The 22404-nt window shown below is 56.8% G+C and carries 24 protein-coding genes and 1 tRNA gene; 8 read left to right on the forward strand and 17 right to left on the reverse strand.

Translation table 11 applies throughout. The annotated features are described in order from the left end of the window. A partial coding sequence (locus tag ABGT74_RS02770) for a tyrosine-type recombinase/integrase (RefSeq protein WP_346704373.1) occupies nucleotides 1-319 on the forward strand: 319 nt, incomplete at its 5' end. A gap of 107 nt (nucleotides 320-426) precedes the next feature. Here ABGT74_RS02770 and ABGT74_RS02775 read toward each other — a convergent pair. The 13 genes from ABGT74_RS02775 to gdhA form a co-directional block, all read right to left on the reverse strand. Beyond that, nucleotides 427-517, reverse strand: a tRNA-Ser gene (locus tag ABGT74_RS02775). A 150-nt stretch (nucleotides 518-667) separates the two neighbouring features. After that, entirely contained in the window at nucleotides 668-1294 is a 627-nt protein-coding gene (locus ABGT74_RS02780) for a cytidylate kinase-like family protein (RefSeq protein ID WP_346704374.1), read from the reverse strand. Between the two features lie 12 nt (nucleotides 1295-1306). Then, nucleotides 1307-2014 carry an ABC transporter ATP-binding protein gene (locus ABGT74_RS02785; RefSeq protein ID WP_297284455.1) on the reverse strand — a complete coding sequence of 236 codons (708 nt, stop codon included), beginning with the start codon at nucleotides 2012-2014 and terminating at the stop codon, nucleotides 1307-1309. A 19-nt stretch (nucleotides 2015-2033) separates the two neighbouring features. Next, on the reverse strand, nucleotides 2034-2792 hold the full coding sequence (locus tag ABGT74_RS02790) for an ABC transporter ATP-binding protein (RefSeq protein ID WP_346704375.1): 759 nt from the start codon (nucleotides 2790-2792) through the stop codon (nucleotides 2034-2036). A gap of 2 nt (nucleotides 2793-2794) precedes the next feature. After that, nucleotides 2795-3871 (reverse strand): branched-chain amino acid ABC transporter permease, encoded by a 1077-nt coding sequence (locus ABGT74_RS02795; RefSeq protein ID WP_346704376.1) that lies wholly within the window; start codon nucleotides 3869-3871, stop codon nucleotides 2795-2797. Nucleotides 3872-3884: 13 nt separating this feature from the next. Then, nucleotides 3885-4766 carry a branched-chain amino acid ABC transporter permease gene (locus tag ABGT74_RS02800; RefSeq protein ID WP_297284452.1) on the reverse strand — a complete coding sequence of 294 codons (882 nt, stop codon included), beginning with the start codon at nucleotides 4764-4766 and terminating at the stop codon, nucleotides 3885-3887. Between the two features lie 236 nt (nucleotides 4767-5002). Continuing rightward, the gene (locus tag ABGT74_RS02805; RefSeq protein ID WP_346704377.1) at nucleotides 5003-6157 is read right to left on the reverse strand and encodes an ABC transporter substrate-binding protein; all 1155 of its coding nucleotides are present in this window, start codon (nucleotides 6155-6157) and stop codon (nucleotides 5003-5005) included. A 349-nt stretch (nucleotides 6158-6506) separates the two neighbouring features. Continuing rightward, nucleotides 6507-6983, reverse strand: coding sequence for a 2-C-methyl-D-erythritol 2,4-cyclodiphosphate synthase (ispF, locus tag ABGT74_RS02810; protein ID WP_346704378.1), 477 nt, complete (start codon nucleotides 6981-6983; stop codon nucleotides 6507-6509). Nucleotides 6984-6985: 2 nt separating this feature from the next. Further along, complete coding sequence (ispD, locus tag ABGT74_RS02815; RefSeq protein ID WP_346704379.1) at nucleotides 6986-7702, reverse strand: 2-C-methyl-D-erythritol 4-phosphate cytidylyltransferase; 717 nt, start codon at nucleotides 7700-7702, stop codon at nucleotides 6986-6988. A gap of 50 nt (nucleotides 7703-7752) precedes the next feature. After that, the gene (locus ABGT74_RS02820; protein WP_297284484.1) at nucleotides 7753-8232 is read right to left on the reverse strand and encodes a CarD family transcriptional regulator; all 480 of its coding nucleotides are present in this window, start codon (nucleotides 8230-8232) and stop codon (nucleotides 7753-7755) included. A gap of 40 nt (nucleotides 8233-8272) precedes the next feature. Beyond that, entirely contained in the window at nucleotides 8273-8836 is a 564-nt protein-coding gene (locus tag ABGT74_RS02825) for a hypothetical protein (protein ID WP_346704380.1), read from the reverse strand. Further along, nucleotides 8833-9552 carry a M23 family metallopeptidase gene (locus ABGT74_RS02830; RefSeq protein WP_346704381.1) on the reverse strand — a complete coding sequence of 240 codons (720 nt, stop codon included), beginning with the start codon at nucleotides 9550-9552 and terminating at the stop codon, nucleotides 8833-8835. Before ABGT74_RS02830 ends, ABGT74_RS02825 begins: the two co-directional genes overlap by 4 nt. A 247-nt stretch (nucleotides 9553-9799) precedes the next feature. Beyond that, nucleotides 9800-11143 carry an NADP-specific glutamate dehydrogenase gene (gene gdhA, locus ABGT74_RS02835; RefSeq protein WP_346704382.1) on the reverse strand — a complete coding sequence of 448 codons (1344 nt, stop codon included), beginning with the start codon at nucleotides 11141-11143 and terminating at the stop codon, nucleotides 9800-9802. 224 nt (nucleotides 11144-11367) lie between these two features. Between gdhA and ABGT74_RS02840 the strand changes: the two genes are divergently transcribed. The 5 genes from ABGT74_RS02840 (at nucleotide 11368) to ABGT74_RS02860 (ending at nucleotide 16468) form a co-directional block, all read left to right on the forward strand. After that, nucleotides 11368-11685 (forward strand): MGMT family protein, encoded by a 318-nt coding sequence (locus ABGT74_RS02840; RefSeq protein WP_297284271.1) that lies wholly within the window; start codon nucleotides 11368-11370, stop codon nucleotides 11683-11685. After that, complete coding sequence (locus tag ABGT74_RS02845) at nucleotides 11678-12184, forward strand: HD domain-containing protein (protein ID WP_346704383.1); 507 nt, start codon at nucleotides 11678-11680, stop codon at nucleotides 12182-12184. The genes ABGT74_RS02840 and ABGT74_RS02845 overlap by 8 nt, the downstream gene beginning before the upstream one ends. Before the next feature lie 140 nt (nucleotides 12185-12324). Then, nucleotides 12325-12786 carry a MarR family transcriptional regulator gene (locus ABGT74_RS02850; RefSeq protein ID WP_346704384.1) on the forward strand — a complete coding sequence of 154 codons (462 nt, stop codon included), beginning with the start codon at nucleotides 12325-12327 and terminating at the stop codon, nucleotides 12784-12786. Next, nucleotides 12783-14513 carry an ABC transporter ATP-binding protein gene (locus ABGT74_RS02855; protein ID WP_346704385.1) on the forward strand — a complete coding sequence of 577 codons (1731 nt, stop codon included), beginning with the start codon at nucleotides 12783-12785 and terminating at the stop codon, nucleotides 14511-14513. Before ABGT74_RS02850 ends, ABGT74_RS02855 begins: the two co-directional genes overlap by 4 nt. 71 nt (nucleotides 14514-14584) lie before the next feature. Next, complete coding sequence (locus ABGT74_RS02860) at nucleotides 14585-16468, forward strand: ABC transporter ATP-binding protein (protein ID WP_346704406.1); 1884 nt, start codon at nucleotides 14585-14587, stop codon at nucleotides 16466-16468. 55 nt (nucleotides 16469-16523) lie between these two features. Here the strand turns inward: ABGT74_RS02860 and ABGT74_RS02865 are convergent, their stop codons facing one another. From ABGT74_RS02865 to ABGT74_RS02875, 3 genes are read right to left on the reverse strand one after another with little or no spacing between them, the layout of a single operon-like run. Then, on the reverse strand, nucleotides 16524-17921 hold the full coding sequence (locus tag ABGT74_RS02865) for an MATE family efflux transporter (RefSeq protein WP_346704386.1): 1398 nt from the start codon (nucleotides 17919-17921) through the stop codon (nucleotides 16524-16526). A 1-nt stretch (nucleotide 17922) separates the two neighbouring features. Further along, nucleotides 17923-18684, reverse strand: coding sequence for a uridine phosphorylase (udp, locus tag ABGT74_RS02870; RefSeq protein WP_346704387.1), 762 nt, complete (start codon nucleotides 18682-18684; stop codon nucleotides 17923-17925). Then, a complete protein-coding gene (locus ABGT74_RS02875; protein WP_346704388.1) occupies nucleotides 18678-18872 on the reverse strand; it encodes a DUF951 domain-containing protein in 195 nt (64 codons plus the stop codon). The genes udp and ABGT74_RS02875 overlap by 7 nt, the downstream gene beginning before the upstream one ends. 118 nt (nucleotides 18873-18990) lie before the next feature. Between ABGT74_RS02875 and ABGT74_RS02880 the strand changes: the two genes are divergently transcribed. After that, nucleotides 18991-19929, forward strand: coding sequence for a S1 RNA-binding domain-containing protein (locus ABGT74_RS02880; protein ID WP_346704389.1), 939 nt, complete (start codon nucleotides 18991-18993; stop codon nucleotides 19927-19929). Between the two features lie 2 nt (nucleotides 19930-19931). Here the strand turns inward: ABGT74_RS02880 and ABGT74_RS02885 are convergent, their stop codons facing one another. After that, nucleotides 19932-21182: a replication-associated recombination protein A gene (locus ABGT74_RS02885; RefSeq protein ID WP_346704390.1), complete on the reverse strand. Its 1251-nt coding sequence runs from the start codon at nucleotides 21180-21182 to the stop codon at nucleotides 19932-19934. A gap of 141 nt (nucleotides 21183-21323) precedes the next feature. On the opposite strand from ABGT74_RS02885, the gene hisC reads away from it, so the two are divergent. Next, nucleotides 21324-22379, forward strand: coding sequence for a histidinol-phosphate transaminase (gene hisC, locus ABGT74_RS02890; RefSeq protein WP_346704391.1), 1056 nt, complete (start codon nucleotides 21324-21326; stop codon nucleotides 22377-22379). Nucleotides 22380-22404 lie beyond the last annotated feature (25 nt).

Consider the following 22404-nt stretch of genomic DNA (forward strand, 5'->3'; position numbering starts at 1 on the left):
ATGGGAAAACGAATTCAATCTGGTTTTCACGAATGACCTCGGGCGACCTCTGAACCGCAGGACCGTATATAAGCATCTCAAAAAGATACTTGCCAGCATTGGCATGAATGATTGTTATTTCCATACGCTCCGACATACGTTCGCCACCCTCTCCCTGCAAAACGGTGACGATGTTCTGACCGTAAAGGAGAACCTTGGGCATCATTCTGCGGCATTTACACTGAATACCTACGGTCATCTGACACAGGCTATGCGCCGCGACAGCGCAGAGCGCATGGAGAAGTTGATTCAAACCACTGTGATTTCCAAAAATGCGTGATTGTCGTCAGAATCGTCGTCAAAGAAAGCAATAACCTCAACATAATTTCGTTTTCTTTGCGATAATAGCAAAAACCGCACTTTATCTTTCGATAAAGTGCGGTAATCTGGCGGAGAGTCAGGGATTTGAACCCTGGAGACGCTCATCACGCCTACACGATTTCCAATCGTGCGCCTTCGACCACTCAGCCAACTCTCCAGATATTGAATTGTTCCCACAAAGGACAAGAAATATTATACTCGACAAACCACGGTTCGTCAAGGGCTTTTTCAATTTTTCTTTCTTTTTTCTATCAAATTTTTCTCCTTGAAAATACGCCCTGCACCACTGGCGCAGGGCGTATCGCTTTTACTTCTGGAATTGTGACCGCACTTCCATATACTGTATGATTTCCTCAACCACGCCGTCAAAGCCCAGCACACCGCTGTTGAGCGACAGGTCATAGTTGCGCGCATCATACCAATCATGGCCGGTGTGATGCTTATAGTACTTTGCACGGTATTCGTCGATCTCCGCAATCTTGCGAACGACCTCGTCCTTTGGCAGAGAATCTACTTTCATCGCCTGCTCCAGACAGAAGTCCGCATCTGCATGCACAAACACGCGCACCACATCCGGACGGCCTTTGAGCACATAGTCCGCACAGCGTCCAATCAACACGCACGGTCCCTGATCGGCCAGCTGGCGAATGATCTTTGCCTGATAGTCAAACAGCGCGTCATCCCGCAGGTATACCTTGGACGAATCGTTCGGCAGCGGCAGGTTGCCTTTGTAACGGCTCTTCAGTCGGGTAATCAGATCGGGCTTGAGGCGCTCGTCCGTGAACAGTACGGCATTGATGCCGCTGTCCTCGGAGGCCATCGTGATGATCTCGCGGTTGTAAAACGGGATATGCAGCCGGTCGGACAGCATTTTGCCAACCGTCTTTCCGCCCGAGCCATATTGACGGGCGATGGTGATAATATACGGCTTCATATGTTTTCCCCCTTATTCACCCAGATATGCCTTTTTGATTGCATCATCGTTCAGCAGGTCGGACGCTTTGCCCGTTTTGACGATCTTACCAGTCTCCAGTACATAGGCACGGTCGGAAATGGAAAGCGCCTTCTTTGCGTTCTGCTCGACCAGCAGCACGGTCGTGCCCGCTGCCGAAACCTCCTGAATGATCTTGAATACCTCGCCGACAAACAGTGGAGACAGACCCATCGACGGCTCATCCAGCAGTAAAATGCGCGGCTTTGCCATCAGCGCACGGCCCATCGCCAGCATCTGCTGCTCACCGCCGGACAGCGTGCCCGCGGGCTGGTTTTTGCGCTCTTCCAAGCGTGGAAAACGCTTGTAAACCTCTGCCAAAGAGGACTCGACCTCACTTTTCGGACGGGTATAGGCACCCATCTTCAGGTTTTCGCGCACGGTCAGCCCGGAAAATACGCGGCGGCCTTCCGGCACATGACTCATACCCAGACGAACAATCTCATGTCCGGGCTTTTTTGTGATATCCTTGCCCTCAAAGGTCACCGTGCCGCCCTTGGACGGCAGCAGTCCGGTGATCGTGTGCAGCGTTGTGGTCTTACCTGCGCCGTTCGCGCCGATCAGCGCAACGACCTCTCCCTCGTTTACCTCGAAGGAAACGTCGCGCAGCGCGTGAATCAGGCCGTAATATACGTTAATACCCTTGACTTCCAGCATTGCCATTGGTTGGTTTCCTCCTTTCTTATTCGCCGAGGTAGGCCGTAACGACCTCCGGATTGCTCAGCACTTCGCTCGGCGTGCCCTCTGCCAGCAAGCGGCCGAAATTGAGCACATACAGATATTCGCAGATACCCGAAACCAGCTTCATATCGTGCTCAATCAGCAGCACGGTCACGCCGAACTTTTTGCGCACCAGCTCAATCGTCTCCATCAGTTCTTCGGTCTCGTTCGGGTTCATGCCTGCCGCCGGCTCATCGAGCAGCAACAGCTTAGGATCAGTCGCCAGTGCGCGCGCGATCTCCAGCTTGCGCTGCTTGCCGTAAGGCAGATTGGCCGCCTTATAATCCACAACACTTTCCAGACCAAACACTTCCAGCAGTTCCATCGCACGCCCATCCATCGCGCGCTCCTTCTTACGATAGGAGCCAAGGTGCAGCAAACTTTCCGCGAGCGTATAGGTGATCTCATTATGCAAACCGGTCTTGACATTATCCAGCACAGACAGGTTGGAGAACAAGCGGATGTTCTGGAACGTACGCGCCACACCCATTTTGCAAATGTCGTGCGGCTTTTTGCCGATCAGGTTCTGACCGTCCAGACGGACACCGCCGTCAGTCGGACGGTACACACCGGTCAGCATGTTGAACACGGTTGTTTTGCCCGCGCCGTTCGGCCCGATCAAGCCGACCAGACCGCCCTCTTCGATTTTCATGCTCAGTTCATCAACGGCGCGCAGGCCGCCGAAGGAAATGCCCAGCGAGGTAACTTCCAGCATCGCCATGGTTACGCGCCCTCCTTTTCATTTTTCTGCATTTTTTCCATCTGCTTCATACTGCGCTTTTCAAGCAAGCGCGCCTTGAGCGAGGAGTTGTTGAACAGCATCATCGCAATCAGCAGGATCGCGTAAATGAGCATACGGTAGGTGTTCACCGCGCGCAGCAGCTCAGGCAGCAGCGTCAGCAGAGTTGCAGCAATGATCGAGCCCCAGATGTTGCCCAGACCGCCCAGTACAACGAATACCAGAATCAGAATGGAGGTGTTAAAGTCAAACTTTGCCGCCGTGATGGTCGAGTAGTTCATTGCATACAGTGCGCCCGCCATGCCCGCAAATGCCGCGGAGATGACAAACGCCATCAGCTTATAGTGGGTGGTGGAAATACCAATGGAATCGGCTGCGATCTTGTTATCACGCACCGCCATGATCGCGCGGCCCGAACGGCTGTTGATCAGGTTGAGGATAATAAACAGCGTAATCAGGATGAGCACAAAGCCCGAAGTAAAGCTGGACAGCTTGTCAACACCCGACACGCCCATCGGCCCGTTGATGATCATTTCGCCGCCCTCGGACAACTCAAACTTCTGCTCCAAGATGCTGAAATGCAGGCCGGAGGCGTCCTTGCCGACATACAGCACATTGATGATATTCTTGATGATCTCACCAAACGCCAGCGTCACGATCGCCAGATAGTCACCCTTGAGACGCAGCACCGGAACACCGACAATCACGCCCGCAATCGCGGCACAGATCGCGCCGACAATAATGGCAAGGATCAGACGCACGACGCCGGACGGAACCGCATCCGCGAGGCTGGTGGTCACAACGATACCGGAAAACGCGCCGACCGACATAAAGCCGGCATGACCAAGCGACAGCTCGCCCAGAATACCGACCGTCAGGTTGAGCGATACCGCCATGATGATATACGCACAGATCGGCACCAACAGGCCCTTCATCGAGCTGGAAAGGCTGCCCGTAAGCACCAGTGCCTGCACCACAATAAATGCGATAATGACAATGCCGAAAGACAGCAGCGTATCGCGTCCGCTGCGGGAGGCGGCATACTTTTTCAGTTTGTTCATGTTTTCCGCCCCCTTATACCTTTTCACTGACGCGCTTACCGAGCAGGCCGTCCGGCTTGACCAGCAGCACGATAATCAGCACCGCGAACACGATCGCATCCGAAAGCTGCGTCGAGATATATGCCTTGGCGAAAATCTCAATCACGCCCAACAGGATACCGCCCAGCAGTGCGCCCGGAATCGAGCCGATGCCGCCAAATACCGCTGCGGTGAATGCCTTGATACCAGGCATCGAGCCGGTCGTCGGCAGCAGGGTCGGATAAGCCGAGCAGAGCAGCACGCCCGCGATTGCGGCAAGGCCGGAACCGATGGCAAAGGTCAGCGAGATCGTCGTGTTGACGTTAATACCCATCAGCTGCGCCGCACCCTTATCCTCGGACACCGCACGCATCGCTGTGCCCATCTTGGTTTTGCCGGTGAACAGCGTCAGCGCGATCATGATGACAACACATGCCACAATCGTGACGATCGTCACGCGCGTAATGGTCAGCTGTCCGCCAAACAGCTGGATCGGGTCACCGCCGACCACCGAGGTAAAGCTCTTCGTGCTCGAACCCCAGATGAGCAGCGCCGCATTCTGCAAAAAGTAGGAAACGCCGATGGCTGTAATCAGCACCGCCAGCGACGGCGCCATGCGCAGCGGCTTATAGGCCAAGCGCTCGATGACCACACCCAGCGCCGTGCAGACCACAACCGCCAGCAGTACGCCTGCAATCGGCGGCCAGCCCAGATAAGTCGTGGCACAGAAGCACATATAGCCGCCGACCATGATAACATCGCCATGCGCAAAGTTCAGCATTTTAGCAATGCCGTAAACCATCGTGTATCCCAGTGCGATGATTGCGTAAATGCTTCCCAGACTGATGCCGTTGATCAGATGGTTGAGAAAGCTCATGGTTTCATACACCTCAAATCTTTTTCATTTCTCTTATCCGTTTGTGGGATGGGGCGGTGGCTTGGCTGCTTCGGTCAAGCCGTCGCCCCACCCCATAATACCGGTAAACGGGAAAAATAGACAAAGGAGGGCCGTCGCGAAATGCGGCGCCCTCCCTTGCTTCTCACTTGCGTCTTGTGTGCGCCGCGCGCACCAGTTGTGTTTCCGAGTGAAACGGTGTTTCCCTCAGACCTGTTTTACATGCCGACGTATGCGCCGTTTTCAATAACCATGCCCTTCGGGCTCTTGGAAACCGCACCGGTGGAATCCCAAGTCATGTTCTCGCCGGTCAGGCCGTTGAAGGTCATAGAGGTGAACTGCTCGATCATCACGTCGCACAGTTCTTCCGCAGACATGTCGGGCGTAGCGCCGGCAGCCTCAAGTGCCTGTGCATATGCGTAAACGCAGTCATATGCGTCTGCTGCGAACTGGTTCGGTACTTCGCCGTACAGCTCCTTGTACTTCTCTACGAAAGCAACGGTCTTTTCATCGGTCGCGTCCGCGTTGAACGGGGTCAGCAGCATAACGCCTTCCGCCAATGCAAGGTCAAAGTTCTCCACGGTCAGGATACCGTCCATGCCGTCCACGCCGAAGAACTTGGGCGCATAGCCCATTGCATTCGCCTGCGTCAGAATGAGGGATGCCGGGGTGTAGTAAATCGGCAGGAATACCAGATCCGCGCCCTTGCTCTTGGCATCGTTCAGCTGCACCGAGAAATCGGTTGCGGAAGCATCGGTGAAGGTGGTGTCGGAAACAACTTCCAGACCCTTTGTCTTAGCCTCTGCAACGAACTTGTCGTGAATACCGGTGGAATAAACGTCGTCATTCTTCCAGATGATCGCGATCTTCGTGCCGAGCTTCTGATCTGCGATATATTCCGCGGAAGCGGTACCCTGGTTCGGGTCAGCAAAGCACATCTGGAATACGTTGTCCTTGCCCTCGGTGGTCGCCACAGAGGAAGCAGACGGGGTCAGCGCAAAGATACGATCCGCGTTGAGGTCGGTCGAGATCGCCTCGCAGGGCTTGGAGGTAACCGAACCCAGAGACAGCTGCATGCCCCAGTCCTTCAGGGTGTTGTATGCGTTGACAGCCTTCTCGGTGTTGTTCTCGTCATCCTCGAATTTCAGCTCGATCTGGACGCCGCCCTTAGCGTTGATCTCCTCCGCTGCGATCTCCGCACCGCGCTTTACCGCGTTGCCGTAAATCGCTGCGTCACCGGTCAGCGGAGAGGTGCCGCCGATCTTAAATGCATTAGCATCGCTCTGTTCGCCGCTGTCGCTGCCGCCGCCGCAGCCAGCCAGCGTACCAACCAGCATCAAGCCGGCCAGCATCATGCTGAGACTTTTCTTCATGGTAATCTTCTCCTTTACGATATAATCTCCCCCGCCCCGCAGAATTTATTTCTGTAAAGCGTTCAGATTATTTTTTATTATACTACGGTTTCACGAAATCGGCATTGTTTTTTTCCATTTCCGTGCAATTTCAGGAATACTACCGATTATCATTTGAACAAAAATGCAAAATTTGTGCTTTCTTCCGAAAAACATTTGTCCGTCGTGCAAGGAATCATGCAACCGGTTTCAGTGCTGCGCAGGTTTTTATGCATCCGTTATCTACACCGGCACGCTCCCGCCGTACCGCGTGTAAAAAAACAGACCCGGACTGTTCCGGGTCTGCCGATAGCTGCCGTCCGGCAGCGTCTTATTCCGCCCGCTCGAGCAGGCAAACGCAATGCGCCGCAATGCCCTGCTTTGCCCCCGTGAATCCGAGCTTTTCCTCGGTCGTCGCCTTGACCGACACGCGCGACACTTCGCAGCCAAGCGCCCCGGCAATGTTCTCACGCATCTGCATGATGTGCGGCGCGAGCTTAGGCGCCTGCGCGAGCACGGTCGCATCCAGATTGCCCAACCGATACCCCTCTTTTGCAATCAGGTCAGCGACATGCCGCAGCAGCGCCATGCTGTCCGCGCCCTTATAGCGCGGGTCGGTATCCGGAAAATGCTTGCCGATATCCCCCAGCGCCAGTGCACCGAGCAGTGCATCCATCACCGCATGCACCAGCACGTCCGCGTCCGAGTGCCCGTCCAGCCCAGTTTCGTGCGGAATATCCACCCCGCCGATGATACATTTACGGCCTTCTACCAACCGGTGTACGTCATATCCGTGTCCGATGCGCATAGTCAGTCGTCCTCCCTGTTCAAAAACGCCTCAGCAGCCGGAATGTCCTCAGGCGTAGTGATCTTGATGTTTTCGTAGCTGCCATGCGTGGCGCGCACGGTCTGTCCCAGCGCTTCGACCGCCGCACAGTCATCGGTAAACGACTGGTTGTGACGCTGTGCATCGGTCAGTGCGCGCAGCAATACTTCCCGCCGGAACACCTGCGGCGTTTGTACTGCCGACAGCGTGTCGCGCGGCACATCCGCCACGATGCAGCCGTTTTCAATGCGCTTGATGCTGTCCTTAACCGGCACGACCGGTGCCGCCGCGCCGCATTCTGCCGCCGCGTGCACCGCCTCTGTGATGACTGCCTCGCTTACCAGCGGCCGTGCGCCGTCATGCACGGCAACCAGCACGGTATCCTCAGGCGCAGCCGTGATGCCAGCCAGCACGGATGCCGTGCGGCTGTCCCCGCCGCGCGTGACCGTGCGCAGCTTCGTGATGCCGAACGAACGCGCCAAATCGGTATAGGGCATGATATCCTGTTCGCGGCAGACCAGCACAATGTCACGCACGACCGCGCATTTTTCAAACGCATTCAGCGTATGCGCCAGCACGGGCGCACCAGCAAGCGGCAGCAGCAGCTTGTTCTCTCCCCCCATGCGGCGCGACGAACCCGCTGCTACAATCACCGCGCACACCGCCGCGGGTGCGGATTTTTTCTTTCTTCTTTCCTGCATATGCATACTCCTTCGAAAAAAGGCTTTGCTCCGTCGCAAAGCCTTGTAAATTATGTTCCCAAATGCTGATCGATCACCTGTGCGATCTCTTGCGGGCTGCAATCCAACGCAAAGCACAGCTCGGACTCCAGAATCTGCCGCGCCGAAAGCAACATTTTCTTCTCCCCCGTGGATAAGCCGCGTTCCCTGTCGCGTGCAGCAAGGCTCTTGACCACCTGCGCCACCTCGTCCAGATCCCCCGAACGGATGTGCAGCATATTCTCCCGATACCGCTGGTTCCAGCCCTTGTTCTCGCTGCCGGCGATATCGTCCAGCCGCTGCAAAAACGCCTGCGCCTGCGCACGGGAGCAGACCGGACGGACTCCCAGCTTTTCGCACGCATCAATCGGGATGAACAACTGTGTATCGTCCAGCGCAAGCCTAAGGGCATAATACGCCGCGGGCGCACCGTCGATCGTGCGCTCGACAATGTCCGCAATCACACCTGCGCCGTGCAATGGATGAACGACCTGATCGCCGATTTGATACATAATGCCTCCGTTCCAGCAAGCCTCTGTGATCTCCTTTATCTTACATCATATTGACGCTATTGGCAAGGTTTTTCGCGCTTTTCGCCCCGATCAGCGTACCGATCAGCAGCAGCCAGCAGCCGCCGCCCACGCGCAGCAGCCAAAGCCCGCAAAACAGCAGACCCGCAGCGCTGAGCGCAGCAAACGTCATCCTTACGGTTTCCGCACCGCCCGCGCACAAATGCTCCAGCGCCATCCCGCCGTCGAGCGGCGGCATAGGCAGCAGATTAAAAGCACCCAGCAGCACACTCGCGCCCGCGAGCCGGTACCAGCCGCATGCCTGTGCCAGCGCAGTCAGGGCAAAGCTTGCCGCCGGCCCCGCCAGACACACCGCCGCTCGTGCAAAACGCCCTTCCGGCAGCGTGCAGTGCAGCACGGCGCCGCAGCAGGTCAGCGTCAGGCGGTGCAGCCATCCGCCGGACAGGCACAGCACCAGCAGATGCCCTCCCTCGTGCATGGCAGCCGCCAGCAGTACCAGCGGAAGCACGTTTGTCCGGTCTGCGCACCATAGCGCGGCCAGCAGCACAACAAACCCATCCCGTATCTCGATCCTGCCGTGCGTCACGCCAGCTCCAGATAATCCGATGGGTCGAGCGCCATACCATCCTTCCACAGCTCCAAATGCAGGTGCGGGCCGGTCGTGTTGCCCGTCTGCCCGACAAGCGCGATCTCACCGCCGCACTGCACCTGATCGCCCACACCTGCCAGAATGCTGCTGCAATGCGCATATAACGTGGAAAAACCATCCGCATGATCGACGATCAGATACTTTCCATAGTCGGATTCTCCTACCTCACGCACCGTGCCGTCGGCAAACGCTGCAATCGGCGTCCCCTCATCGGCGGCAATATCCAAGCCGTAATGGAAAGCAGGCTCGCCCGTGGTCGGGCTTAGCCGACTGCCAAACCCGGAGGTCAGCGTGCCCTCTGTGGGCAGGACATGCTCAAACGACATGGCATGCACGGTCTCATCCACGGTATCCGGAAACAGGCTCAGTTCGCGGCCAAGAACATCCTCTGCGCCGCCGGACGAAGCCGCATAGCCCCCTTCCTCTCCGGACTGTTCTCCAAACACTGCATCCGCGTCCTCCCCGCCGAATACCGCGAGCATCTGATCCACGCCGGGCGCGCCCGCGAGCACCTGCGCCGCTTTTTCCCGCGCGGCGACTGCAAAAGGCGTATCTGAATATTTGACGATCCCCGCGGCAAGCACCAGCGCCACCACCAGCAGCAAGCCCTTGCCGCTGCCAGCGCGCTTGCGCACCGGACGTTTTCCTGTCATTCCGCCGCCTCCTTTCACTTGGTATAGCGTATGCAGGAACAGGACAGGAATATGCCGCCGCGCTTTGCGCACATGTTATCAGCCGCTCTGTGAGCGGCATCGAAAAGTCGAGCTTTGCCCGACTTTTCGATACAAACAGAAAAAGAGCTTCGGAAAATCCGAAGCTCTTTGTTCTGCAATAGGCATTCCCAGCCATCGGCTGGCGATGCCGTTTCTCATTTGCGGCTGTACGCCGCAAATGAAGTTTTTAGCAAACGCCCTGTGCCAGCATTGCGTCGGCAATCTTCTCGAAGCCGCCGATGTTCGCGCCCATAACCAGATTGTCCTTGTGGCCGTACTTCTCAGCCGCGGTGATGCAGGTCTTGAAGATGTTGACCATGATGTCGTGCAGACGCTGGTCAACCTCCTCAAAGGTCCAGGACAGACGCAGCGAGTTCTGGCTCATCTCGAGGCCGGAGGTAGCAACGCCGCCTGCGTTAGCAGCCTTAGCGGGGCCGAAGAATACGTCGTTTGCCTGGAACGCAGCAACTGCCTCCGGAGTGGACGGCATGTTTGCACCCTCAGCCACGAACTTGCAGCCGTTTGCAATCAGTGCCTTTGCGTCGTTCTCATCCAGCTCGTTCTGGGTTGCGCAGGGCAGCGCGATATCGCACTTGACGCTCCACGGACGCTGACCCTCGGTGTAGGTGCTGCCCGCAACGCGCTCTGCATACTCCTTGATGCGGCCGCGCTTGGCTTCCTTGATGTCCTTGACCACATCGAGGTTGATGCCGTTGGGATCGTAAATGAAGCCGTTGGAGTCGGACAGGGTCACAACCTTTGCGCCCAGCTCGGTCGCCTTCTGGCAAGCATAGATAGCAACGTTGCCCGAACCGGAGATTGCAACCGTCTTACCCTCGAACGAAGTGCCCTTGTATGCGAGCATTTCCTTCATATAGTAGCACAGACCGTAGCCGGTCGCCTCGGTACGCGCCAGAGAGCCGCCGTAGGACAGGCCCTTACCGGTCAGCACGCCGGTGAACTCGTTGCGCAGGCGCTTGTACTGGCCATACATAAAGCCGATCTCACGGCCGCCAACGCCGATATCGCCCGCCGGTACGTCGGTAAACTGACCGATGTGCTTGGAAAGCTCGGTGATGAAAGACTGGCAGAAACGCATAACCTCTGCATCCGACTTGCCCTTCGGGTCGAAGTCCGAGCCGCCCTTGCCGCCGCCCATGGGCAGGCTGGTCAGGCTGTTCTTGAAGCACTGCTCGAAGCCGAGGAACTTGATAACCGAAGCGTTAACAGACGGATGGAAGCGCAGGCCGCCCTTGTAGGGGCCGATCGCGGAGTTGAACTGTACGCGGAAGCCACGGTTGACCTGTACCTTGCCCTCGTCGTCCACCCACGGAACGCGGAACATAATCATGCGCTCCGGCTCAACGATGCGGTCGATGATACCGTTCTTCTCCAGCTCAGGACGAGCCTCCACGACAGGCTCGAAGCTCTCGAGCACCTCGAGAACCGCCTGCTGAAATTCCGGCTCGTTCGGGTTGCGCTTTTGTACGGTTTCATACACGCGCTTGAGGTAAGAGTTGGTAAGTGCCATTTTGTTTGTCCTCCTTACATTTCTGCCGCAGTCTCTTTCCAATTTTCAGGAAAAAGTGCGGAATCGCTTACATACTCACGGTAGTGTGTAACTATTATATAGTATTTCGCAGCAGAGTGCAATACTTTAGCATGTTAAAAATATACATTTTTTCTTGTAGAAAGGGGATAGAAATTGTGACATTTCGCTGATATAATGAAATAGCAAAAGGAGAATCTTGCAAAATGACGGTTTTTGAAAAAATTTATGCCGTGGTGCGACGCATTCCGCGCGGCACGGTGGCAACGTATGGACAGGTGGCTTTCCTGGCGGGCAATCCGCGCTGGGCGCGGGTGGTCGGCTACGCGCTGCACGCAAACCCTGACCCGGACGGCATCCCCTGCTATCGCGTCGTCACGAAGGACGGACGCACCTCGCCCGCCTTTGCCTTCGGCGGGGCGGACGTACAGCGCGCCATGCTGGAAGCCGACGGAATCGAATTTACGTCGGACGGCCGCGTGGATATGCAGAAATATCAATGGGAGGGCTTATCGGATGATTGACATCGCCAAGCTGACAGAACTGGCCATCGCTTATGATGCCGGCGATCCGCGCCGCGTACAGCATTTTATGAAGGTGTATGCGTTCTGCCGCATCATCGGGCAGCGAGAAGGACTGGATGCACAAACACAGAACACCCTCGAAGCCGCCGCCGTCCTTCACGACATCGGTATCCATGAGGCCGAGCACAAGCACGCCTCTTCCGCCGGCAAGTGGCAGGAGGTCGAAGGCCCAGCAGTTGCCGCACCGCTGCTGGAACAGGTGGGCGCAGATCCAGCGACGTGCGAGCGCATCCTATGGCTGATTGCACACCACCATACATATGCCGCATCCGAGGATATTGATTTCCGCATCCTGCTCGAAGCAGATTTTCTGGTGAATGCCTACGAAGACGCGCTGCCGCCAAACGCCTGCCAAACCGCAGGCGACAAGATATTCCGCACCCGCACCGGCCAAACGCTTTTACAGCATTTGTTTCTTGCGTCTCCATACCAGCCGTAAACCTGCACAAAATTCACCCGGATATTGCCTGCCGTATTGTCATGCGGCAGGCTTTTTTTGAACATTCTGTGAAGATGGTTGACATTGCCTTGCAAGTGATTATAATGTGTTAGTAAGCTAATAGTAAGGAGGCTAACAAAGTGTGTGACAAGCGAATCGGCACGGAGCTTGGCATGCTCAATAACCTGATCAAGCGGCAGATGGTCTGTACCACAGGTAAATCAGAAATGGCGAACATCACCGGGATGCAAGCCATGATTCTATGGTTTCTGATGCAGACCACGGAAGAACGCTTTCAGCGGGATATTGAAACACATTTCCGCATCCGGCGTTCCACCGCAACCGGTATCCTGAATCTGATGGAGGAGCACGGTCTGCTGCGGCGCGAGCCAGTGGAGCAGGACCGGCGGCTCAAGCGTCTGGTGCTGACCGACCGCGCCAAAGCGCTGTATGAGCGCATCCATCAGGCAATGGAGCAGACCGAAGCGCTCATGGAAGAGGGCATTGATCCGGAGGAGCTTGCCGTCTGGTTTCGTGTCTGCGAAAAAATCCGTGCCAATTTGGAAAACTATCAACGAAAAGCTTCGGAGGGACAAGGATGATTAAGAGGCTGCTAAAAAGCGTGCGTGAGTTCAAAAAAGAAGCGCTGCTCACGCCGTTTTTCGTTGTGCTGGAGGTTGTGATGGAGGTCGTCATCCCCGCGGTGATGGCACTGCTGATCGACCGCGGCATTGATGCGCAAAATATGGGGGAAGTCTGGAAATATGGCATCATTCTGATCGTCTGCGCCATGCTTGCACTGATTTTCGGCGCAGCAGCAGGCACTTATGCGGCGCGTGCGTCTACAGGCTTCGCCCGCAACCTGCGCCATGATATGTATTATGCTGTGCAGGATTTTTCCTTTTCCAACATTGATAAGTTCTCCACCGGCTCGATCGTCACCCGCTTGACGACCGACGTCACCAACGTGCAGAACTCCTTCCAGATGTGCACGCGTATCGCCGTGCGCTGCCCGGTCATGCTGGTGTTCGCACTGGTCATGGCCTTCCAGATCAACAGCCAGCTTGCGCTGATTTTCCTGTGTGTGCTGCCTGTGCTGGCAATCGGTATGGGGCTTCTTATGAAGCGCGTCGCGCCGGTATTCGAGCGCGTGTTCAAAACCTATGACCGCATGAACACAGTCGTGCAGGAAAACGTGCGCGGTATCCGCGTGGTCAAGGCATATGTGCGCGAGGACTATGAGACCGAGAAGTTCAAAGGCGTATCCGGCCTGCTGTACCGTCAGTTCTCCAAGGCACAAAAGACCTTGGCAGGCGTTATGCCGTTGATGCAGTTCTGTATGTACACCTGCATGCTGTTGATTTCCTGGTTCGGCGCGCGTCTGATCGTTGGCGGCACCATGACAACTGGCGAGCTGACCAGCCTGTTCTCCTATGCCATGCAGATCCTGATGAGCCTGATGATGGTCGCCATGGTATTTGTAATGATTACCATGTCCAAAGCCAGCGCAGAGCGTATCGTCGAGCTGCTGGAGGAAAAATCCGACCTGCACAACCCAGAAAACCCGATCACCGAGGTCAAGAGCGGCGATATAGACTTTGAAAACGTCAACTTCAGCTACAAGGGCGACGCAAACAAACTTGCCCTTCGAGATGTCAACCTGCATATCAAAGCCGGTCAGACCATCGGCATTCTGGGCGGCACCGGTTCGGCCAAGTCCTCGCTCGTGCAGCTGATCCCGCGCCTGTATGACGTGACCACTGGTTCGGTCAAGGTCGGCGGCGTGGATGTGCGCGACTACGATATCGAATCCCTGCGCGAACAGGTTGCCATGGTATTGCAGAAGAACGTGCTGTTCTCGGGCACGATCAAGGAAAACCTACGCTGGGGCGATGAGCACGCCACGGACGAAGAACTCCAGCGCGTCTGCCGTCTGGCGCAGGCCGATGAATTCATCGAGCAGATGCCCGACAAATACGATACCTATATTGAACAGGGCGGCACGAACGTGTCCGGCGGCCAGAAGCAGCGTCTGTGTATTGCCCGCGCGCTGCTGAAAAAGCCCAAGGTGCTGATCCTGGACGACTCGACCAGTGCGGTCGACACCAAGACCGACGCGCTCATCCGCAAAGCATTCGCGGAAGAGATCCCGGATACGACCAAGCTGATTATCGCGCAGCGTATCTCCTCCGTGCAAGATGCCGACCAGATCGTCATTTTGGATGGCGGCGCGATTCAGGCAGTTGGCACGCATGACGAGCTGCTGGCCAACAATACCATCTATCAGGAAATCTACAACCAGCAGATGAAGAAAGGAGGCGAGGAATAATGGCAGGACCCGGAATGAGAGGGCCAATGGGTGGCCCTGGCGGCCCCGGCGGTCCCGGCCGTCACGGTCAGATGGGCGGCGGCAAGCGCAGCAAAAACCCAAGGAAAACCCTCGCGCGTTTGCTTCGTTACTTCAGAGGCGGCTACGCCGTGCAGTTCACTGTGGTACTGGTCTGCATCCTGTTTTCCGCGGTAGCAAACGTCGCAGGCTCGATGTTCCTGCGCGTACTCATCGACGATTATATCGCGCCGCTGCTTTTGCAGGCCTCGCCTGTGTTCACCGGTCTGGTTCATGCGATCTCGCTGATGGCGCTGGTGTATCTGGTAGGTATCATCTCAACCTTCCTGTATAACCGCATCATGGTTTCGATCTCGCAGGGCATTCTCAAGCAGGTGCGCGATGAAATGTTCGAGCGCATGCAGAAGCTGCCCATCCGTTATTTTGATACGCATACGCACGGCGACCTGATGAGCCATTTCACCAATGATACCGACACGCTGCAGCAAATGCTCAGCCAGTCCGTACCGCAGATGTTCTCCTCGCTGATGACCATCATTGCAGTGTTTATCGCCATGCTGGTGACCAACGTCTGGCTGACGCTGTTCGTATTGCTCGGCATCTTCGTGATGCTGGTGGTCGTCAAGCGCATCGGCGGCCAGTCCGCCCGCTTCTTCCTCGAGCAGCAGACCGCACTGGGCAAGGTCAACGGCTGTATCGAAGAAATGATTGGCGGCCAGAAAGTTGTCAAGGTATTCTGCCACGAGGAAAAGTGCAAGGAACAGTTTGACGTACTCAACGACGCGCTGCGTGAAAGCGCCAAGAACGCCAATACTTTTGCCAACATCCTCATGCCGATCATGATGAACATCGGCAACCTGCTGTATGTACTGGTCGCGGTGGTCGGCGGCACGCTGGCACTGTCCGGCGTCGTCGGTAGCAGCATCACGATCGGCGTCATTGCCTCCTTCCTGCAGCTGACCAAGTCGTTCACCCAGCCGGTGACGCAGATCTCGCAGCAGTTCAACTCCATCATCATGGCGCTGGCTGGTGCGGAGCGTATCTTCGTGCTGATGGACGAGGAGCCCGAACAGGACAACGGCTATGTCACGCTGGTCAACGCCAAGTACGACAAGGCAGGCAACCTGACCGAGACCCCGGAAAAGACCAACATCTGGGCGTGGAAGCACCCGCATGAGGACGGTACGATCACCTACGAGCAGGTTCGTGGCGACGTCCGGTTCTATGACGTTGACTTTGGCTACAATCCGGATAAGATCGTGCTGCATAACATTACGCTGTACGCCGAACCCGGCCAGAAGGTCGCTTTCGTCGGCGCGACCGGCGCAGGCAAGACCACGATCACCAACCTCATCAACCGCTTTTACGACATTGCGGACGGCAAAATCCGCTATGATGGCATCAACATCAACAAAATCAAAAAGTCCGATCTGCGCCGTTCGCTCGGCATCGTTTTGCAGGATACCGACCTGTTCACTGGTACGATCCGCGATAACATCCGTTACGGCAATCTGGATGCGACCGATCAGGAGATCGAAGCAGCTGCACAGTTGGCCAATGCCGACGACTTTATCCGCCGCCTGCCGGATGGTTATGACACCATCATTGACGGCGAGGGCGGCAGCCTGTCGCAGGGACAGCGCCAGCTGATTTCGATCGCGCGCGCAGCCGTTGCCGACCCGCCGGTCATGATCCTCGACGAGGCGACGAGCAGCATCGACACACGCACCGAATCCATCGTACAGGCTGGCATGGACAGCCTGATGTACGGCCGCACGGTCTTTGTCATCGCGCACCGTCTATCCACCGTACAGAACGCGGATGTGATTATGGTGCTTGAGCTCGGCCATATCATCGAGCGCGGCAATCACGAGCAGCTGATCGCCGCGCACGGCAAATATTATCAACTGTACACCGGCGCATTCGAGCTCGAGTAAGCGCAATTATAAAACAGGCTCCCGACTGGGAGCCTGTTTTTTTGTTATATGCACTTTACGGCGTTGCTTTTGTTTGTCCCTCCGATACTTTGCACAGTATCTGTCGGAAACGGATGATAAACAGCGTCGTCGTGGTCGCGGCGGCAAGCAAATCTGCCACCGGCTCAGCGAAAAACACCGCAAACAGCTTATCCTCGAAGAAATGCGGCAGGATAAGGATCAGCGGGATCAGCAGAATGATCTTGCGCTCCAGCGCGAGAAACAGTGAGATTTTCGCCTCTCCCAATGCAACGAAGCATTGCTGGAAGGTATTCTGGAACGCTGACACAAAGCCCACGGCAAAATAGATGCGCAACGCCCATGCAGTTTCATCAATCAACGCACTGTCATGCGTGAACAGGCGCGCCAGCGTATGCGGCGCAATCATGGACAATGCCCACACGCCGAACGCAAAGATGCATGCACCCAATAGGTTATACTGCACGGTCTGCTTCATGCGGTCAGGCCGTCCAGCACCATAGTTAAAGCTCAAAATCGGCTGCGCGCCCTGCGTCAAGCCCATCAACGGCATCTGCACCATCTGCGCCACAGAGGTCAGAATGGTCATCGCGCCGACCGCCAAATCGCCGCCGTACTTCTGCAAGGACACATTAAACGTTACAGTCAGCAGGCTTTCGGTCGACTGCATGACGAACGGCGCTGCGCCCAGTGCAATTGCGGGCATGAGCAAACGCCTATCCAGACGGAAAAACGCCTTTTTCAGCCGCAGCGTACTGGTTTTGCCGGTCAGAAACCGTACCACCCACACTGCAGAAACCGCCTGCGAAATGACAGTCGCAATCGCTGCACCGCGCACACCCAGTCCGAACACGAAAATAAACACCGGGTCGAGCACAACATTGAGTACTGCGCCGATCAGCACGGTTTTCATCGCAACGCTGGATTTGCCTTGCGCAGTGATGAAGCCGTTGAGCCCCAGCGCCGTCATCACAAAGATCGTGCCAAGCACATAGATATTCAGATACTGCATCGCATACGGCAGGGTGTCCTGCGATGCGCCGAACAGCACCAGCAGCGGCTCCTGAAACAGCAGGAACAGCACGGTCATCCCGATCGCCAGTCCCCACAGCGCGGCGGTGCAGGTGCCAAGCGTGCGCTCAGCCTTTTCGTGATCCCCTGCCCCCATCGCGATCGAAGCGCGCGGCGTGCCGCCCATACCGATGAGCGCGGCGAAAGCTGAAATCAGTGTAATGACCGGAAAGGTGACGCCCATACCGGTCAGCGCCAGCTTGCCCTCGACCGGAATTTGTCCGATGTAGATGCGGTCCACGATGTTGTATAACAAGTTGACCACCTGCGCGCAAATGGTAGGCAGCGCAAGACGCAGCAACAGTGGGCCGACCGGATCATTTCCGAGATCGACCGCCCGTTTTTGTTTGATTTGCTTTTCCATGTCAGTGCGCTCTATCCTCCCGAATCAGGACGCGCAGCGCTTCCACTGCCGTTCGCACACCGCGTTCCGCAGCGTCGGGCGGGATGTTGGGTGCCTCGTCATTATCCGCGTTCCACAGCACATTGAGCACCGCGCCGCAGCGCACATGCAGCACCTGCGCGACAATGAAAAGTGCTGCTGTCTCCATTTCGCTCGTCAGCGCGCCCGCTGCCTTCCACGCCTTCCACTTTGCAAGCAACTCATCCGCGATCGGCTGCTGCGCCGGACGGATCTCGCCGTAAAAGCTGTCCTTAGACTGAATAACTCCGATATGATGGGTCAACCCCAGCGCTACCGCCGCGTCCCGCAGTGCGCTGACGACCTCGAAATTCGCCGCCGCCGGAAATTCGACCGGCAGATATTCGCGGCTCGTGCCCTCCTGCCGGATGGCTGCGGTCGCAATGACGATATCGCCGCCGCAGACCTCGTCTACAATACCGCCCGAGGTGCCCACACGGATAAAGGTATCCGCGCCGCACTCGACCAGCTCCTCCAGCGCGATCGCGGCCGACGGGCCACCGATACCGGTCGAACACACCGCGACCGGCTCGCCGTCCAGCGTACCGGTCCAGATCGTGTATTCGCGGTTGTGCGCGATCTGCTTGGGGTCATCGAAATAGCGCGCGATCTTTTCACACCGACCGGGGTCGCCCGGCAGGATCACATACCGTCCCACATCGCCCTTGGTAATCTGCAAATGCATCTGTTTTCCGTCAATCAACATACCGATTTTCCCTCCCGTTCGATCACTCGGATGTTCTTTTCCGCCTTCACGCGCGGCAGCATGACCTCATGCCCGCAGCCCATGCATTTGAGCTTGAAATCCATGCCTGTACGCAACACCTTCCACTGCTTAGAGCCGCAGGGATGCGGCTTTTTCATCGTCAGCAGATCGCCGACCTGCACATCCATTTCCATTTCCCCTTTCCAAACCGAATTTTATTCGCCTTCATCATATCACATTTGCAGTGCTAATCCCAGCCATTTTTTCATATAGTATGGCAGACCCCAAAGGAGGCTCTGCTATATTATGAAAACAAGCGAATGCTATCTGCCCGAGGGCAGTTACACCGCGCTGCCTGAGGTGCGGCAGGCGCTCGCGTCCCTCGACGGGCTGCGGCGCGCACAGGACGAAAACAGAATCCTCGAAGCAGTCGCGCAGCGATGCACCCCCGCACACGACCTGCTGTTCGATCTCGGCTGTGCACACGGCATCATGCCGCGCTCCTGCTGTGCGCTGGGTGTAGCCGAGGGCGACACGCGCGAAATCGCCATTCTGTCCCGTGTGGGCAAACCCACCTGCTTTACCATCACTGATATAGATGGAAGCGGAGAGACACCACTCGTCTGGCTGTCCCGCACCATCCCCCAGCAGCGCGCACAGGATCATTTGCTCGAAACCTTGCGTCCGGGCGATGTTATCCCCGCTGCCGTTACCCATCTGGAAAACTTCGGTGCGTTTGTCGATATCGGCTGCGGCGTAGCGTCGCTCATCGGCATTGAAAACCTGTCCGTCTCGCGCATTTTCCACCCGTCCGACCGCCTGCGCGTCGGCCAGCGCATCTGTGCGGTCGTACGCTCGGTCGACCCAGATGCACGCCGCATCTCCCTGACCCACCGCGAGCTGCTCGGCACTTGGGCGCAAAATGCCGCAATGTTTTCACCGGGTGAAACCGTGCGCGGGGTGGTGCGTTCGGTCGAGCCGTACGGTGTGTTTATCGAGCTTGCCCCGAATCTGTCCGGCCTTGCCGAAGCGCGCGATGATCTTGCCCCCGGAATGGTTGTTTCGGTTTACATCAAATCCATCCTGCCGCAGCGCATGAAAATCAAGCTGACCATCATCGACGTGCTTGCCCCGTCAGGCGAACCAGAGCCGCCGCAGTATTTTGTCACGGACGGACATATCGACGAGTGGGTATACACCCCCGCCTGCTGCGACCGAAAATACATTGCGACGGTATTTGAATAGCCCTATTTTGCGCCTTTGATTCGCTCCCAGTAGACTTTTGCGGCCTGTTCGGTCTTGTTCGGGCCATAATCATAGTAATGCGCGTTTTTGATCTCGTCCGGCAGATACTGCTGCCGCACCCAATGATTGGGGAACGCATGCGGATACTGATAGGTCAGCCCACGCCCAAGCTTCTGTGCGCCGCCATAGTGTGCATCCTTGATGTGCGCCGGAATATCCCCCGTGCGCCCGGCGCGCACATCGGCCATCGCCGCGTCGATCGCTGCGGCGGCACTGTTGGACTTGGGGGCGGTCGCCATGAGGATGACCGCCTCCGCGAGCGGAATACGTGCCTCGGGCAAACCAAGCTGGAACGCACTGTCCACGCATGCTTTGACAATTGCCGCGCACTGTGGGTACGCAAGGCCGATATCCTCGCTTGCAATGACCAGCATGCGCCGTGCCGCCGAGATCATATCGCCCGCTTCTAGCAGACGCGCGAGATAGTGCAGCGCGGCGTCCGGGGCAGAGCCGCGGATGGACTTTTGCAGCGCGGACAGGATATCGTAATGGCTGTCGCCGTCGCGGTCGTAGCGCATGTTGGAGCGCTGCGCTGCTTGCTGCGCATCCGCAAGGGTCACGCCCTCTTCCCCCGCGCCCAGCACGAGCAGCTCGACCGCGCCCAGCGCCTTGCGCACGTCTCCACCAACCGCCTGCGCGATGTAAGCCGCGACGCCGTCCTCGACGGACGTGCCCTTGTCGCCGATGGCAAGGGAAAACGCCCGCTCGACCGCGTGCTGCATGTCTTCCACTTCAATCGGCCTGAACTCAAAGACCGTGCTTCGGCTCAAAATCGCGTTGTACACATAAAAATACGGATTTTCGGTTGTGGACGCGATCAGCGTCATCTTGCCCGTCTCGATGAACTCCAACAGGCTTTGCTGCTGCTTTTTGTTGAAATATTGGATCTCGTCCAGATACACCAGTGCGCCGTTCGGCGCAAGGAAGGTGTCCAGTTCGTCGATGATCGCCTTAATGTCCGCAATGCCTGCGGTCGTGGCGTTAAGATGGTACAACTTGCGCTCGGTCTGCTTTGCAATGATGGACGCGACCGTGGTCTTGCCCACACCAGATGGACCATAAAAAATCATATTCGGAATCGTGCCCGATTCGATCACGCGGCGCAGCAGGCCGGTTTTGCCCAGCAGATGCCGCTGACCGACCACATCATCCAAGGTTTTCGGGCGAATCTTATCCGCCAAGGGTTGGTACATACCCTGCACCCTTTCTCTGCTTCTTTTAGATAAAAAATATTATACCACGCTTTTGCAGCATGCACAAACAGGGCTTGACTTTCTCGCTTTACTGTGATAAACTATCCGCAGTTAGTAAAACAAAAAAGGAGAGTTTTCCCGATGGACAAGCCCTTTCTTGCAAAGCTGCGCCGCATTGACCCTTATGTGCCGGGCGAGCAGCCGCAGAGCAACGATATCATTAAGCTAAACGCCAACGAAAACCCGTATCCCCCCGCGCCGGGCGTTGCCGAAGCGCTGCGCACATTTGACGCGTCCCGCCTTGCGCTCTATCCGGACGCAAACGGCCAAGCGCTCAAAATCGCGCTTGCAGGCCGCTTTGGCGTGAAGCCGACGCAGGTGTTCCTCGGCAACGGCTCGGACGACGTGCTCGCGCTTGCGTTCCAGTCGTTCTTCTGCTCGGAGCAGCCGATTCTCTATCCGGATATCACCTATTCGTTCTATCCGGTCTGGTGCGACCTGTTCCGTATCCCATATGAGACCCTGCCGCTGGACGAGGACTTCTGCGTGAATGTCCGTGACTACGACAAGCCGAACGGCGGCATTGTCCTGCCCAACCCGAACGCACCGACCGGGCGCGGTGTATCGCTCGACTTCATCGAGGATTTGCTCCAGCACAACGCGGACTGCGTGGTCATCATCGACGAAGCATACGTTGACTTCGGCGCACAAAGCGCGGTGCCGCTCCTTTCCAAATACGAAAACCTGCTCGTTGTGCAGACGATGAGCAAGTCGCGCTCGCTAGCCGGCCTGCGCATCGGCTACGCGCTCGGCTCGGAAACGCTGATTGCGACGCTTGAAGCGGTCAAGAACTCGTATAACTCCTACACGATGGACGCGATTGCGCTTGCCGCGGGCGAAGCCGCAGTCAAGGACGAAGTGTATTTTCAGGAGACCTGCCGCAAGGTCATCGCCACACGCGATCGCACCGCTGGCGAGCTGCGCAAACTGGGTTTTACCGTTTCCCCCTCGCTGACCAACTTCCTGTTTGTCACCCACCCGACCAAAAAAGCGCCGGAGATTTTCGAATATCTGCGGCAGAAAAACATCTTTATCCGGTATTTCAAACTGCCGCGCATCGACAACTACCTGCGCATCACCGTCGGCACGGACGAGCAGATGGATCGGCTGATCGAGGAGTTGCGCGCTTTCCTGTAAGAATATACTCAATCAAAAAGAGCGG

Source organism: uncultured Agathobaculum sp. (assembly GCF_963927765.1).
GTDB lineage: Bacteria > Bacillota > Clostridia > Oscillospirales > Butyricicoccaceae > Agathobaculum.